Source organism: Pseudoalteromonas sp. LC2018020214 (genome assembly GCF_016598755.1).
In the GTDB taxonomy this organism is placed as follows: domain Bacteria; phylum Pseudomonadota; class Gammaproteobacteria; order Enterobacterales; family Alteromonadaceae; genus Pseudoalteromonas; species Pseudoalteromonas distincta.
Genome location: NZ_CP066804.1, coordinates 775,002 through 791,308, shown reverse-complemented (window position 1 = coordinate 791,308; position 16,307 = coordinate 775,002). Strand labels below are relative to the sequence as shown.

At 36.9% G+C, this 16,307-nt stretch carries 15 protein-coding genes; 6 read left to right on the top strand and 9 right to left on the bottom strand.

Annotated features, from left to right (window positions below; all coding sequences use genetic code 11):
• Nucleotides 1-3: 3 nt before the first annotated feature.
• Nucleotides 4-681, bottom strand: coding sequence for a glutathione S-transferase family protein (locus tag JG479_RS03440; RefSeq protein WP_200219957.1), 678 nt, complete (start codon nt 679-681; stop codon nt 4-6).
• Between the two features lie 316 nt (nt 682-997).
• Nucleotides 998-4,069, bottom strand: coding sequence for a PKD domain-containing protein (locus JG479_RS03435; protein ID WP_200219956.1), 3,072 nt, complete (start codon nt 4,067-4,069; stop codon nt 998-1,000).
• Nucleotides 4,070-4,704: 635 nt separating this feature from the next.
• Between JG479_RS03435 and JG479_RS03430 the strand changes: the two genes are divergently transcribed.
• The 5 genes from JG479_RS03430 (at nt 4,705) to JG479_RS03410 (ending at nt 9,961) form a co-directional block, all read left to right on the top strand.
• Complete coding sequence (locus tag JG479_RS03430) at nt 4,705-5,475, top strand: DUF1223 domain-containing protein (RefSeq protein ID WP_200219955.1); 771 nt, start codon at nt 4,705-4,707, stop codon at nt 5,473-5,475.
• 306 nt (nt 5,476-5,781) lie between these two features.
• On the top strand, nt 5,782-6,462 hold the full coding sequence (locus JG479_RS03425; protein WP_008165259.1) for a CsgG/HfaB family protein: 681 nt from the start codon (nt 5,782-5,784) through the stop codon (nt 6,460-6,462).
• Nucleotides 6,462-6,809 (top strand): DUF4810 domain-containing protein, encoded by a 348-nt coding sequence (locus JG479_RS03420; RefSeq protein ID WP_008165258.1) that lies wholly within the window; start codon nt 6,462-6,464, stop codon nt 6,807-6,809. Before JG479_RS03425 ends, JG479_RS03420 begins: the two co-directional genes overlap by 1 nt.
• Nucleotide 6,810: 1 nt before the next feature.
• Entirely contained in the window at nt 6,811-7,488 is a 678-nt protein-coding gene (locus tag JG479_RS03415) for a DUF799 domain-containing protein (RefSeq protein WP_200219954.1), read from the top strand.
• Between the two features lie 295 nt (nt 7,489-7,783).
• A complete protein-coding gene (locus tag JG479_RS03410) occupies nt 7,784-9,961 on the top strand; it encodes a GAF domain-containing hybrid sensor histidine kinase/response regulator (RefSeq protein WP_200219953.1) in 2,178 nt (725 codons plus the stop codon).
• Between the two features lie 3 nt (nt 9,962-9,964).
• Here the strand turns inward: JG479_RS03410 and JG479_RS03405 are convergent, their stop codons facing one another.
• From JG479_RS03405 to JG479_RS03375, 7 genes are all read right to left on the bottom strand, one after another.
• The gene (locus tag JG479_RS03405) at nt 9,965-10,306 is read right to left on the bottom strand and encodes a YajD family HNH nuclease (RefSeq protein ID WP_138488583.1); all 342 of its coding nucleotides are present in this window, start codon (nt 10,304-10,306) and stop codon (nt 9,965-9,967) included.
• Nucleotides 10,307-10,343: 37 nt separating this feature from the next.
• Nucleotides 10,344-11,279 (bottom strand): hypothetical protein, encoded by a 936-nt coding sequence (locus JG479_RS03400; RefSeq protein ID WP_182694688.1) that lies wholly within the window; start codon nt 11,277-11,279, stop codon nt 10,344-10,346.
• 112 nt (nt 11,280-11,391) lie between these two features.
• Nucleotides 11,392-11,979 (bottom strand): acyl carrier protein phosphodiesterase, encoded by a 588-nt coding sequence (locus tag JG479_RS03395; RefSeq protein ID WP_200219952.1) that lies wholly within the window; start codon nt 11,977-11,979, stop codon nt 11,392-11,394.
• A 221-nt stretch (nt 11,980-12,200) separates the two neighbouring features.
• The gene (locus JG479_RS03390; protein ID WP_039485228.1) at nt 12,201-12,434 is read right to left on the bottom strand and encodes a ChaB family protein; all 234 of its coding nucleotides are present in this window, start codon (nt 12,432-12,434) and stop codon (nt 12,201-12,203) included.
• Between the two features lie 16 nt (nt 12,435-12,450).
• Entirely contained in the window at nt 12,451-13,020 is a 570-nt protein-coding gene (gene sodC / locus JG479_RS03385; RefSeq protein ID WP_200219951.1) for a superoxide dismutase family protein, read from the bottom strand.
• Nucleotides 13,021-13,608: 588 nt separating this feature from the next.
• A complete protein-coding gene (locus JG479_RS03380) occupies nt 13,609-14,103 on the bottom strand; it encodes a general stress protein (protein WP_002958042.1) in 495 nt (164 codons plus the stop codon).
• A gap of 212 nt (nt 14,104-14,315) precedes the next feature.
• Nucleotides 14,316-15,548, bottom strand: a complete 1,233-nt coding sequence (locus tag JG479_RS03375) for a Vgb family protein (RefSeq protein WP_200219950.1) — start codon at nt 15,546-15,548, stop codon at nt 14,316-14,318.
• A 350-nt stretch (nt 15,549-15,898) separates the two neighbouring features.
• Here JG479_RS03375 and JG479_RS03370 point away from each other — a divergent pair, with 350 nt between their 5' ends.
• Entirely contained in the window at nt 15,899-16,144 is a 246-nt protein-coding gene (locus JG479_RS03370; RefSeq protein WP_002958040.1) for a DUF4235 domain-containing protein, read from the top strand.
• The last annotated feature ends 163 nt before the right edge of the window (nt 16,145-16,307 follow it).

Sequence of the window (16,307 nt, the reverse complement as noted above, 5' to 3'; positions counted from 1 at the left end):
TTTTTATACTTTTGGGTAGTTTGAAGGAAAAAACGCTTTTTTAGCGTCTTCATCAAACTCTTTTTTAAAGGCTATATCAGTACCAATTGCGCGTGCGCGTGCAACCGCTGGGCGGCTATCAATGCTTTCAAACCAACGCTTAAGATTTGGGTACGGTGCTAAACCCTCTTTACCTAATACAACCGTTGCTTTATCAATCCAGCCCCATGCAGATACATCAGCAATGGTATATGTATCACCCACAATAAAGTCACGACCTTCAAGGTGAGTATCAAGTACTTCGTAATGGCGCTGCGCTTCACGTAAATAACGATTAACCGCGTAATCAAGCCCTTCTGGCGCCATGTGTCTAAAGTGTACACTTTGCCCTGAATACGGACCTAAACCCGATGCGATAAACATTAACCACGACAGCATTTCAGCGCGGTCATCGCCCTTGCCTTCAAGCTTCCCATATTTTTCAGAAAGGTACATTAAAATAGCATTCGAATCGAACACACGCGTTTCACCATCAACAATTGCTGGCGCTTTAGCGTTTGGATTAATTGCTTTAAATTCAGGTGTATGTTGCTCACCTTTTAAAGTATCAAGAGGAACAAGTTCAAACGGTAAGCCTGTTTCTTCTAAAAAGAGCGCAACCTTCATTGGGTTAGGAGTATGGTGAAAATAAAATTTAATCATGTAAAGTTCCTCAATAATTGAGCAATGATTAAACCACAACTTGAGCGGGTGTTCAAATTAAGTTTTAACTAAGTAAAATACACAGTTAAAACGTGATCTAATTGTGAGTACTTCGTGATACTTCAATCGTAAAAATCACTTATGCTAAAGAAAAAATAAACTTTTGTAAGAAGTAATATGCTAAAAATCAATTGCAGAAGCAACAAACTAAAAGCATGGCAAGTATTAGCACTACTCATATTTGGCCCATTAAATAAAAAGCCGATATTGAGCAACGCTCAATATCGGCTTTATTAATCATTTAATTTTGTCTAAATTAATCGGCTAAAGTTGGAACTGTAATAGGAATTACAACCCTTCTTACAACTGCGCTACCATCACCTCTTATCCAAAGTATCACTTCGTAATTTAATTCCTCAAGAGAGGCATTTTTAATCCCTTTCAAATTAATTTCAAAGGTCACTTCTTCATTTGGTTTAACGTTCTCAATTAATACAGGGGTAACAGTTTCAACCCACTGCTCTCCTGAAATCACTTCAATTGAGAGATCGATTTCTTTTAAAGCCTCATCAAGAGCTGAAGAAATAGCCGCTGCAATTTCGTTACTATCATACGACAATAAAAATGTTTGTCCTTTGGTAGCTAACACAATTGAATCTAAATCATCTGTAGCTAAGCCAATTGAGCCGCTTTGCAATCCAAATACAGTCACACCTTTTTCTTGTAATACATTGATGACCTCAGTTTTGCCCGCACCCGGGTAATTCTCATCTATATCTGAATCATGAAATGGCGCGTCTGTCGCTAATAAAATAACTTTTAAAGCACCTTCACGCCAACCAATATTCATAGGTTCAATATCACCTAAACTAGTATAATTTCCATCGTTGTCTATATCTCTACCAGCTCCAGTTACAGCTTGGTACAAACCTTCTAACTGTGATTCTTGATAATCATTACCTGAATAAATGGTTAAATTATTGATTCCTGTTTTTGCGGCATCTATATCTGTAGTCACCGACTGTAATAAATAGAACGCTTCATCACCATCGTATTCATGGCCGTATCCATCAATAGGAAAGTCTGAGAAAGCAGAAACCCCAAAAGCAACATTAATTCCACGACCAGATAAGTTTTCTAATATATTGTCAGCTTGCTCTTTTAAGCTGGCTATATCATCAGTATAACTACCGCTAACATCAATTAAAAACATGACATCAATTGCTGTCACAGTAGTTTCAGGTAAGGTAAAGCTTAACTGCGAAGTAGTTTTATCCCCTTTAGATAAAGCAATTGGTGCCTTAACATCTAAAACAGAATCAACAGTTAAATCGGCTGTTTGTATTGCAGAGTGAATATTTAGTAACTGCGTAGGACCGGTTGTGCCTAGAGCTTTTGACTCTTCAGAAAGCGTTAAATTAGAAGATGTAGCAACTAAAATATCTTTAATCTCCGCTGCTTTTAATGAACTATTAATTCCTTTCACAATCCCTGCAGAGCCTGTTACTAAAGCGGCTGAAAATGATGTACCTACGCCTAAGCTACCATCAGTATTCCCCCACCCCATTTGATCACCAGGAGCCGCAATATTTACGACGTTACCCATACGTGTAAAATCAGTTTCTTTATCATCTGCATCTGTTGCCGCTACAATCAATGTATTTGTTTGCCAAGCATCTTGGGCGATATCATTGATATCAACTAAAAGTTGATCATCATTTTTTTCACAGTTATTACCAGCCGAATAAACTAGTAATACATCTTTTTCTTTTGCGTATTCCACTAAGTTAGTTTGTTGTAGACGCCAATTTCTATTACTTTTTAATCTAACTTGTGAGTCGTCAGCACAAGTGCTTGTATCACCCCAAGATATATTTACAATGCTCGCACCGCTATCTATAGTCGCCTTAGTTCCTGCTATTAAATCTGTTATATAAGTTTTAATAGGAGATTCAGATGAACACTCTTCAGTAGTTGATCCATCCTTACAACGCTTAACATAAATATCGGTATGTATTAAGTTGGCACTGTGATCAACACCATACACAGCACTGCCTTCACTCGTGTTATGTCCTGCAATAAAGCTAGATACCCACAACCCATGAGAACTATCAGTTTCTGTATCATCACCTTCAACAACACCAAATTGGCCATTCTCTTGTGCGCGTAGACGAGTTAAGCGAGAGCTTTCAATGCTAATTTGTCCTGCACCTATACCGGTATCAACAACACCTAATGTCACTGGCGCTAAAGTACGTTCTTGTAATGCATCCCATGCTTTATCTGCGGCTACAGCTTTAACCCAATAATCTCCAGAAAAAAGAGACTCATCAGTGCTTTCCTCTGCAATATATTGTATTACAGTGTTTTTATTTTTGATTACATGATTATAATTACTAATCAGACTTAAGTTTTTTGACTCTATAACAGTATTTAAACCTGCATGCCTAACGCCACCCATTTCCCCAATTTTTGTTATCAAGCTATTTTCAGAAGCGCCTTCTCTAACTCTTATCTGTAATACTTTTAATGCATCATCAAAACTTGCGATTCCAGCATCATTATTACTAATCTCATCAAAAACAGCTTCTAATTCAGCTTCTGTAACATCATCGTTTAAATGTACTAATACTTCATTCAGCGCTGCTTCAACGGTTTGCCCATCTATAACAATATTTTCACTACCACCAGGTATAGACATAACACTTGCGGCAACATTAGTCACATCAACAAAAACACTACTTGTAGCTGTTTGACCATCATTATCTGTCACTGTTAAGTCAAAAGTTAACGTTGTATCAAAATCAACTTCTGGAGCAATAAATTTTAAAGAATCATTAGTTAAGTTATCAATTTCAATGATAATGCCGTCAGTTTGTTGCCAAGCATACGACACTATTGAGCCATTAGAATCCTCTGCTATGCTTGTAATTTCTACTTCTGTATTTTCTTCAACAGTGACTCTTTCGTTTAAGCTCAATGTTGGTTCTACTAGTACATTTTTAATAGTAATTGAAATAGAGTCAGATGCAGTCAAACCACCATCATCAGTAGCAACTAATTCAAATACAACAACTTGCTCTTCATCTACTTCTGGCGCTGTAAAAGAAAGGGTGCTTGTATCTAAGCCGCTAAGCTCTAAATCAATCCCAGAGGTTTGCTGCCATGCATAGCTTACTATTGTACCGGTTGAGTCTTCAGCTGTTCCTGTAAATGAAATAGATTGATTTTCATCTACGATAAGATCAGCTCCTGCATTTACTGAAGGTGCTGTATTGGCTACTACTTTAGGTGTTTCACTAGTACTAGATGGGTCTTTATCACTGCCACACGCAGTTAAAATAGAGGTTGCGATTAAACACAATGCAAAGCACTTTGTCTTTTTCATTTAATAAATCCTTTTGAAATTTACTGATTTTTAGTAAATCAAACATCCGTTTAAAACTAAAATCGGGTGTTTTGACCCAATAAAAAGTTATACTGAAACCTTATTTTAACTAAATGACACTTAAAGGCAACAATTAAAAGTCAAATAAAACAACAGGATAGCAACTTAAGCAACACAATACCGTACCACTTATCAGAACAATAAAAAAATAAAACACAAATAATTAACTTAATTAAAATAATAAAACGAAGCGATACTTCCTAAAACAACTCACTCCCCCCTTATTTCTAGATAAAAAGGCTAAAAAACTAATTAGCATAATATTTATTAGGTAAATATAACCTTGATAAATATCGCAACTTTTATTGCCAATAACTAAATAAAAACTCAAAATTTGATAACCTCTATATAAAAAAAACACTTACACACTAAAGGTTGACGCTTTCAACTAACAAACCATCAAATTAAGTATAATATTTCCTAAAAATAAAATTTAGTCATGTAAAGTATTTCAATAATTGAGCAGCTAAATAAAATACACAGTTAAAACGTGATTTAATTGTGAGTATTTCGTGATACTTCATTCGTAAATATCATTTAGGCTGAATGCAATATCAGCCTTTGCGAGAAGTAACATGCCTTTTAAAGCAATATCCCGTCCATTTTTAATCTCACTTGTTGGGTTAATAATTTTTTGCTTTCAAAGCCAAGCTGCTGAGCAAGTAACTATTTCCAGTACAGCTAATCCGACTACCTTTTTAGAGCTTTACACATCGCAAGGTTGCAGTAGCTGCCCACCAGCAGAGCGCTGGATTTCAACGTTTACAGATGATGAAAAACTATGGACTGATTTAATCCCTATTAATTTTCATGTTACTTATTGGGATTATTTAGGATGGAAAGACCCGTTTGCCTCTGCTGTTTTTAGTAAAAGACAACGCACGTATAAGGCACTCGGTAAAAGTAGGATTGTAGCTACTCCAGGATTTATGGTTAACGGCAAAGGGTGGCAAGGTTGGTTTTATAAACAAGCTATTCCTGTAGCTAAAGCCCGTTATTTAGGTAATTTAAAAGCGACTATAAACAACAGTAAAATTAATCTCGAATACGATACTGTTAATACCGAAGATAATACTAACCAAAACTTAATAGCCCATGTAGCTCTGTTAGGCTTTGGCATAGAAACACAAATACACAGCGGCGAAAACGCAGGCCATAAGTTAAAACACGACTTTGTTGTTATTGGCTACGAGCAAAATAACATGCAGACCAAGCAGCAATTATCATTAACTGACTTAACCATGCCTCGCGCTAAAAAAATATCGCCAACAAAGCAAGCCTTAGTGTTTTGGGTATCTAAAAAAGGCAACCCTACTCCACTACAAGTTGCAGCCGATTGGTTTTAAAAATTAAAGTTAATTGAATAAATTTACTAATTAATAACTCAGCGCGCAATAAATGTCCCTGTATATCAACTATAGAAAAAGGCTTTCAATAATTTAAAAACTAATGAATTAGCATTGTTATTACAAAGAATTTATTCTTTTTTATTGTGTGCATCTGTATAAAACATAAATAACATTGTATTTACATCGACTTTTGTTTATAAAGTAAGTTGAATGGACTCTTGAAATAAGTAATTGACTTATAAGTATAAAAATCAAGCGCCTATCAATAAAAATTTCTGCAATTATCTATATGGACAAAAATTTATGCGAATTAACCAAAGCCACATTAAAACAATTGTAATCGCTGCAATTACAGCTTCGTCTTTAGCTGGGTGTGCTACAACATCATCAAAAGTAGTAGAAACACCAACTGTTGCTAGCTATAACACAACCTACTCAGGTACAAAAAGCAAACTAGTCGTAGGTCAGTTTGTAAACCGTTCGAGCTTTCAAAATGGTATATTTTCATCAGGCCAAGACCGTTTAGGCAGCCAAGCAAAAACAACACTAATGAGCCACTTACAACAAACAAATCGCTTTAGTGTGCTTGATCGCGACAATATGGCAGCCCTTGCGGAAGAGGCAAAGTTAACAGGTACAAAACAAGTTCTTAGCGGTGCTAAATTTGTTGTAACTGGTGATGTAACAGAGTTTGGCCGTAAAGCCATTGGCGATCGCCAGCTTTTTGGTTTATTGGGTAAAGGTAAATCGCAAATTGCTTATGCTAAAGTAACGCTAAATGTTGTTGATGTTACTACATCAGAAGTTATTTATTCAGTGCAAGGTGCTGGTGAATACAGCCTATCAGAACGTGAAGTTATTGGTTTTGGTAGCACAGCTTCATACGATGCCACATTAAATGGCAAAGTACTTGACCTAGCTATTCGCGAAGTCGTTAACAAGTTAGTTACTGGTCTTGAAGCTGGCCAATGGGGCAATAAATAATGAAAAAGCTAATTACCTTAGCATTTGTTTGTATAGCCCTAACGGGTTGTAACTCAACGAAAGAACCTATTTACTATTACGGCGACTATAGCACTGCCGTATACGCCTATTTAAAAGCAGATGACGTAACAGCCGAAGAGCAAATTAGTATGCTTGAGCAAATTATTGCCGATGCCGCAAACAAAAGTAAGAATGTTGCACCTGGCCTACATGCTCACCTAGGTATGCTGTACTTTGAAACGGGTAATCCTTCATTAGGCACTACTCACTTCGAAACTGAGAAATCACTTTTCCCAGAATCAGTTCATTACATCGACTTCCTTCTAAAATCTGCGAAAGGCGCTTAATATGCTTAATTTAAAATCATACACAGCGATCGCATTACTCGCATTACTCGCTGGTTGTGTTTCACCTCCACCAGCACATAACTACACAGCATTTAAACAAGCAGACCCTCACTCAGTTATTATTTTACCTCCGCTAAATAATACACCTGAAGTAATTGCACCATACAGTGTGATGACTCAAATGGTCGCGCCTATAGCTGAGTCGGGTTTTTATGTTTTTCCTGTAGCTTTAGTTGATCAAACCTTTAAAGGTAATGGCCTCACTGTTGCAAGCGACGTACACCAAGTACCGGTGAATAAATTACATGAAATTTTTGGTGCAGACTCTGCGCTTTACATCACTATTGAAGAATACGGCACTAGCTATGTTGTAATTTCTAGCGAAACAGCTGTAACTGTGTCAGCCTCACTAGTTGATTTACGCACTGGCGAGCAATTATGGCAAGGCAAAGCAAGAGCCTCTTCAGCTGAACAACAAAGTAATGGCGGTGGTGGCCTTGTAGGTATGCTTGTTATTGCAGCAATCAATCAAATTGCTGAAACGGTAACCGATAAAGGCTTTGAAATCGCAGCAATGACTTCAACACGCTTACTTTCTTCAGATGTTTACAACGGCTTATTATATGGACCTCGTTCACCTAATTATGGCCAACCAGCACCAAGCGAAAAGAAAAAATAACTCTTATTGTTATTAACCTAAATATTAAAAAGGCCGAATCATTAAATGGGATTCGGCCTTTTTAATAAAAGCTTACCTAGCTAAAAACCTTAGCAAAGTTACTTTTAAGTATTTAGAGCAGATTTTAAAATACGAGTTTAAAAACCAATATTAGTCACAATAGAAAAAACATTTCAAAAAATAATAATAGAGTAGCAAAATGCAATGTCTTTTTTTTAGCCGGTTCTACATGTTAAAGTTGTCATTATCACTAAATTACTCTTATAGTGAATCTATATAAATATTGAGCAATACTATGATAAAAGCACAAATACCAGCTGACGAAGAATCTAGATTAAAGGCCCTTTACGAGTATGAAATATTAGATACTGAAGCCGAAAAAGTATTTGATGATTTAACTCAACTTGCTTCTGATATTTGTGAAGCCCCCATATCACTTATAAGCTTAGTTGATCCACAAAGGCAGTGGTTTAAATCAAAGTATGGTATCGATGTAGACTCCACCGAAAGAGATATCGCATTTTGCTCTCATACAATACTGCAAGACCAAGTATTTGAAATACAAAACGCTCTACTTGATGAACGTTTTTATGATAACCCTCTAGTAACCAGCGATCCAAACATTCGGTTTTATGCGGGCACACCGCTAGTTACACCTAGTGGCAGCACAATTGGTACATTATGTGTTATCAGCGACCAGCCTAAAAAGCTAACTCAAACACAAATTAACGCACTGAAAATACTTGGCAAAGAAGTTATCGCGCAACTTGAGCTCAGGTTAAACAACAGAAAGCTGGCCACTGCATTAAAACAGCAACAAATACATAATAAAAATCTTGAAGAACTAAAAAAAGAAGCTGACACAGCTAACACTCTAAAAGGTCGATTTTTAGCAAATATGTCGCACGAGCTAAGAACCCCGCTGCACGGCATTTTAAATTTAGCTGAGTTTGGACTAGCAGAAACTTCAAATATAGAAAAAGATAACGCCCTAAAAAGTATTTTAAGCTCCGCGAATATACTCTCAAATATTGTAAATGACATTTTAGACTTTTCAAAAATTGAAGCGGGTAAATTAAATATTGAGAATATTAACTTTAACTTGAGCGAAGTCATTAACAATGTAATTAATCCACTAATGAAACAAGCCACAGATAAAGGCATAAAATTTATTCCATCTATAGATAAAAATATCGCCACAACCTTAAAAGGCGACCCTGTCAGAGTTTCTCAAATTTTAAATAACTTATGTTCAAATGCGATTAAATTTACACAACAAGGCCAGGTAGAGTTTAAAGTCACTGTAAAAGAGAACTCCTTAAACACGCAAAATATTGTATTTGAAATAACCGATACGGGTATTGGTATTAGTAAAGCTGCGCAGCAAAATTTATTTCAAGAGTTTCATCAGGCTGATTCATCTACATCTAGAAAGTACGGGGGCACGGGCCTTGGCCTCTCCATTTGCACCAAGCTAAGTGATTTAATGAATGGCAAAATCAACTTCACGAGTAAAGAAGATAAAGGTTCTGTATTTACTTACCAACAAAGCTTTGAAACATCAGAACTCGATGAATTATTAAAACCAAATAAAGAAATAACCGATTTACAAGGGTGCACTATTTTGGTTGCCGAAGACAATAAAGTAAATCAAGTTGTCGTAAGTAAAATGCTACAAGCTCATAATGCGAAAGTAATATTTACCGAAAATGGCAAAGAATGCGTTGATTACTTTTTTGCCAACCATGTTGATTTAATTTTTATGGACATTCAAATGCCAGTGATGGATGGAGTGCAAGCCACTAAGATAATTAGAGAGCAACAAACAGGTAAAACAACGCCAATTATTGCCATGACAGCCAACACCATGAAACCAGATATTAAACACTATTTAGACATTGGTATGGATGGCTATTTAACGAAGCCATTTAATAAAGATCATTTAAATAGCTTGCTCAATGTTTATAATCCAAAAAACTCAAATCTCAAAAATTTAGCAGTTAAAGTTAGTAACCCAAACATTACGAGTGAACGTAAGCTAAAACAGATATGCAATGAGCTAAAAAAGTTAATTTCAAATGCCGACAGAGTCAGTCTATGGTTGTTTAATCACGACTATACTGCCATTAATAGCTTAATTTTCCTTGATGAAAAAAATGAGATAGTAAGTAATGCAGTTTTAAAAGCTGAAGACTTTCCTGCATACTTTGACTATATTTTAGAGCATAAAGTATTAGACGCATCAGATGCGAGAAACCACGAAATCACTAAAAACTTAACCAAGGTTTATTTTGAACCATCAAACATTTACTCCTTGCTTGATTACATCTACTTTATTGATAACAAACCGCTAGGTGTTATTTGTTGTGAAAGTGTTGGCTCAAAAATTTCATGGAGCCATGCAGATAAACTGTCACTTATTAAAGTAGCTGATGTAACAACCTTGTTTTTATCCAAACAGTTGAAATCATAGTAGCTACTTTGATTTACTAAGCATCGCTTTTAAATCGGTAAATGGAGAATGTGTTGCAGCCTCAACTTTTCGCTCTGTAGTCGACCCGCCATACATAATATGTTCGTGGTATTTATTGTGCTCATTGTCGTGGCAATAAATACACAATAACTCCCAGTTACTGCCATCCTCTGGATTATTACTATGGTTATGATCTATATGATGCACCGTTAACTCTCGTAAATTAGAGTACTCAAACTCACGGGCACAACGCCCGCATACCCAAGGGTATAATCTTAAGGCTTTAATTCGGTAACCTTCCTCTTGCTTCACATAAGCCTGAGGTACTGCGTTATTCTTACTCATAGTATTCCTGGTAAATTTACTATTTCGGTGATCAATACTAAAAAAACTTAATTACTGACAAATCACCAAAAGAAGTATCTATATGCCGGCCTGTTTGCTCCCACGCGCGTAGTACGACCATAAGTTTTTTATTGTCGGAAGTCCAAGAAATTCCACCGCCGTATGCTTCAACTTTTTCGGCGCCCGAATCTTTTAACCCCAACCCAGGGTTTGTGTTTTGAATATGCCCTTTACCTACTTTGTATTCAGCAAATACGTGAACATTATGCGGTAACGAAAATGATAAAAGCGAGCCAATACTCGCCCCGTACGAATTAGAAATTAACTTAGTGACCTGTGGTGCAGACGAATTTAAAAAATCAGCCTGAAACACAATATTATCTTTATTCTCAAGAGATACATGCTTGAAAGACCACGCGCCAACAATACTTAACGACATATCAAATTTGTTACTTAGCTTTGGCCTATTAAGAAAAAAATGCTCAAACAAAGACGCTTTATTATTGAAGGTATAAAAGTTGTGTTGGCCAGATAGCTCAAACTTGGTTGAACGTGTATTTTGCGAGAAAATTTGATCCGTTTGATTGCCGCTTAAATTGCTAGCCGTGCTTTGCAGCCCTTCAAGCGTTTGATAGTTAAATGTGATTTTAGAATTTTTAAATTTTCTATACGAGAGCAGTATATCTTGTGTTTTTGTTTCAACATCATCTTCAAAAATATCGGCAGAGTAGCCAATTTCAATATCGTTAATATCAAAAAACACACCCACACGCTGGTTATTTATGGGCTCTAACGAAAACAGTGTTTTTTGATTACTCTGCGCCAAGTCATCGTTTATTAGCGCGTGGCTAGTGCTTGGGTTTGAAATAGTGGTTCGTACCGATTTTAAGTCGAAGTCAAAAGCTAATACAGAACCAGATAGAAATGCCGATAAAACGGCAAAGCCCACAATAACTAAATAATTGCGATTCATTAAAAACACTCAAAGATTAATTTGTATTAGAGTAGCGTTTTTTTCACCTTAACTTATCACAAAAGATTAACAATTTATGAAAACTTTAAATAAAGTTCTTTATCTAACTTTTTTAAGTGCTTTCAAGGTCAAACTCATTCACATGCTTAACCAGCTCCGGAAAAAACGTTAAAAACACGTTTTCTAATTCATTGTAGTTACGCTTTATATCATCAGCCGCGCCCGCAAAAGTGTTCGTAAAACGAATGCGTTTGGCTATGTTATCGAGCGCAAGCCCTACTCCCTCAACGGTTTCGTACTCTTTAAACCAATCGTTTTTAGTCATACTTGTTACAACGTGCTGCATTCGCGCTGGCATAACAGGTATGCGATTATTCAAAAGCTGATAGCTGGTGTACTTAAAATCACTTAAAGGTTGCTTGCTAAATCGCTGCCAATGCACAATTAAAAAATGATCAAACACCACATCAATAGCCACACCAGCAAAGCGTTTACGCTCAGGTGAAAAGTATTGTTTAGCGTGTTTTACTTCGCGGTGAGAGTCGGTAAATTTATCAACTAAATAATGGTTATCGAGGCCATTTTTAACTGTGTTTGGTAAGTGTTTTACATATCTTTTTCCACCAAAGTCACCCAACAGGTTCCCAAAGTGAGAATCGGCTGTGGGCTGCGCTAAATAAAGATGAGCTAAATAATTCAAAGTGTTCTCTGATTGGCCAATACAAATAAATAATAACGCAAGTTTAAACTAAACTCACATTCGTGTTTAAAGCAGTACTTATGGTTTTGCTTACCAATTTCACTCAAACACGCCGTAAAGTATTGTTTAAACAGGTAAATATAAAACGAGTATATAAAAAACCGTTAAATCAGCTGTAGCGGCTTTTTAATACTTCAGCCTTGTTGTTAGTTTGATCAAAACTAATTACTCGACTTTACCCAATTTCCATTATCATTTTTGCTATAACTATTTTTAACCGCCGACCAAGCTACTTTGTGCGCTGTTGTTTCGCGGTCATCATCGTTTTTTCTATCGCTAGGGTCCTTATAGGTATCCCACGCACTATTAAACGCCTCTTGATATATCTCTTGAGCATGTTTAGGTAAGTTACTTTTTACCGACTCAGGTAATTCATCACGATTTTTATATGGCATAACTTTCTCCTTATATTTACTCAATTACGCCACAAGCAACACGTTTGCCACCGCCACCTAATGGCTTTGGCTTATCTGCATAGTTATCACTTCCTTCGTGAATCATTACTGCGTGTTGTTTAAGTTTTTCAAGCGTGAGCCTTGGTGCTAAAACAGGCGATTTAGCTTGGCCACTTTCATTTACATACAACGCCGGTAAGTCGCCTAAATGGCCATCCCCCCAAGGAGCATCATGATGCTCGCTAGCTTTTGGATCGAAATGCCCACCAGCGGCGCCTCCCAGCACAACTTTATCGCCTTTTTCCTTGGGTTCACAACTAGCAAATTGGTGAACATGAAAACCATGCTGCCCCGGTGTTAAACCTTTTAAACTTGGTGTAAAAACAACGCCGTTATCATTTTCTGTTAGTGTAATAGTACCTAGTGATTGCCCTTGGCCTGACTTAGTTACTTGGTGCATTTGAACTTTTACATTAGCCAGTGCGCTATTTTGTAGTAACACACCGGTAAGTAGTATCGCAAAAGCTGGTTTTAAAACACGGGTTGAAGGTCTTTTAGCGTTTGAATCAAACTGCAAACAATTCATCGTCATCTCCTCGTTTAGTATCAAATTAATAAAGCAATAACGCTAAATTAAGCGACTATTAAACAAGTAGTTTCAATGTATATACCAGCCCTACGCGTAAACATGATTTTATGTATTATTTATTTTTAATTTATTGATTAAAAAGTAAATTTATAGTTTTTATTACGTTTAAATAAATAGCTAATTAATTAAAAAAACTGACTTTCACCCAAAAGTTAAGCAAAAACCAAGGCATATTTACAAACAGAATGGCAACTTTACAAAACTCATAAAAGAAGATTACCGACGATCCAACCCAAAAAGACAAGCCAAGTTAAAAAGTAGCTATTAAAAAGGCCGTTATTATATAGGCGGTAGTCTCGAGAGTTGGTGTTGTTAGGGAGGCCTTACGACATGTAATAAAAAGCGCCTATCTAAATAAGTCTTTTCTATAATCAAAGCATGTTTAAAACCAATTTACTTATATATGGAGTTTATTTAATGACAAAAAATTACGTTAATATTTATAATTGCTCCGCCGTTAAAAACGAAAAAAAGGTGAAACTAAGTTTCACCTTTTTAATTAATTTTGAAACTAATTAGTTAGCATTAAGCCGTAGAAACGTTACTTGCGCCTGCATTGTTAAGTATTTCTTCAATAGCGTTTTTGTTGTCACTATCGTACTTAACACCAATTAATATAGAGCCCTTTTCAATGGCATCTTCATAATACTTAATTTCGTGCTCAGGAATAAATGCACCAATTGCAGCACCTAAAGTACCACCTACTGCGGCGCCTGCGCCACCAGCAGCAAATGCTGCGACTAATGGTCCGGCAACTAATAAGCCCGTACCACCTGTTGCTACAGTACCTACTGCAGTAAAACCGCCAATAATTGCAGCAAGAATACCACCTGAAGCCGCGCCTACAAGGCCACCTTCAGCGGCTTTTGTACCTTCGTCTACAGCAAAATCTTCCTTTGCGTATGAGTCGTTGGCTACAATGCTTATGTCAGCTTCATTAATACCTAAAGCTTCTAATCTATAAATTGCGAGTGTTGCTTGTGATGCACTTTCGAATAACCCAGTAATAACGGTACTCATAATAACTCCTTTATTTTATTTAAGAAAATACACTTACTACAAAGCAAAACCCGAACCAAAAATTTAACTATTAAAAATCAGTGCCTTACATAAATTATTGTATCAATTTACTTATTTAAAAGGTAAAAGTTGCTAAGCTTTGTAAAAAACTCCTACCTAATATAAGAAAACTTACTAGTAAGCAGTACGCAGCTTTAACATAAAATAAATTATTACTTACTCCACGTAATTTCAGCTAATTGGTTGGTCGCTGTTTGATGAATGATCAACCCATTATTCCCCATGCGCATATGCCTAATTAAGCCAGAGTAGACTCCTTCTTTACTCGGAATTTGCCAGCTTTGCATGGTTTCGGTATTAAGGTCGAACCTTACTAAGGTTTCAGGACGCTTGGCTGACTCGTTAAACCAAATGGCGTTATCTGCATATTCAATTGCATACGGGTGGCTGTTTTCACCACTGGGATTATCCCACTGCGTTATTTTACCGTTTTTGGGGTTATAGCGGCCAAGTTTACCCATACCAGAGTTAACATAAAAAACCATATCGTCAGGTGTAATGGCTAATCGCCTAGTATGCGTTTTAGCGCCTGGGAGTTTAATCTCACTAAGCTCCATGGTATTTTTATCAACTTTAACCAAACAGTTACTACCATTACACGACACCCACGGCGTGCCTTTTGAATCGAGCTTAATACCATATGGGCGTGAGCCTTTAGTGGGTAAAGTAGCCAATTGAATATCGCCAGTTGTAGGGTCTAGCTTGCCAATCATATTGCTATGCTGGAGGGTAAACCAAAATATTCCGGCTTCATCAAATACACCAGTATGCGGGTCGCGGGCATTTTTATTTGGCATTTTAAACACTTTAAATTTTTCGGTTTTTAAGTCTAAATATCCAACCGTGCCATTTTTATTGCCTAAAAACCAAGGGGTTTGATTTTTATCAAGCGACACACTGTGCGCATAGGTGCCACTTGGCAGTGTGTACTCTTTCATATCGCCGGTTTGAGGGTCTAACCTGCCTAAAATATTACCCCACTGGCCAACCCACCAAATAATGCCATTTTTGCCTTGCACCGGATCGCGAGCCCGTTGCCCAAGCGTTGGCACTTGCCAGTACTTAAAATTGAGCTTTAAATCGCCCGTAACAACCTTAGACTCGCGCTTAGTGTTAACAGGATAATGCTCAGCTAAATAAGCACTTATATCTTTATTAAGCGCGGTATCTGCGCCCGCATCAACCATATAGCTTATTAATGTTTGCCAGTCCTGCTGGCTATAACCCGCGCTGCGCTCAAGGTTAGTTAAACTATGGCAACTAGCACAAAGCTGCTCAACTACTGGCCCCTTATCGTTGCTCAGCACTGGTAGCGGTGCAAACAAAGTGCCCGACACAGCCATTACCAAAACGTATTTATTAAATAAAAATCGATTTTTACTCATAACGCCCTCCCTTGTTTTTTAATATTAAAGCATAGGGTGAAAGTGTTTACTATCTGTACAGCAATGAGTGCGATAAGCCGCCTAGAAGGTAAGTTAAATTGCAGAGTTAATATCTAAAAAGAAGATTTTGAGCAGAGTTGCGCACGCTCTACAATGGTTATTTAGCTTGTGTGTAAATGTGGTGAAAGTGTGATGTGAGTGTGGTTTTAAACGACTAATTTGCATAAAACAAGAACGCCCTGATTTAAAAGCGCCTCAGCCTATCGGTACATAAATTGCTGTTATAAATATTCTTACTTAAAGAGTTATACATAAATAACGCTGCCGTTAATTATAAAAAGGAGAACATTATGAGTAATAAACAACTAATTACGACAATAGGTATAGGTCTCGCCGCTGCATCAGCAGGTATGTTAACAAGGAAAACTTTACAAAAATCGTGGGAAAAGGTTACCAACGAACCAGCTCCAAAAGATAGACCAAGCGAAGAAACAGATCTTAAAGAGGCCGTTACATGGGCAGTAGTCTCAGGTATTGGTGCGGGTGTTGCAAGAATGGCCGTACGTTATGTACTAGACAAGCGCCGATCCAAATAAACCTTCCCTATTAATACCTCTTATAAGTATTAAGCGTAATGTGGTGAGGCGCTAAAGGCGCCTTGCGACAACCACTCCCCAGTTGTCGCAAGCAACTTAAAAAGACCTCAAACAAGGTTATTTAACCATAGAGTTAAATGTCCAAATTAAGGCTCTGTAATAA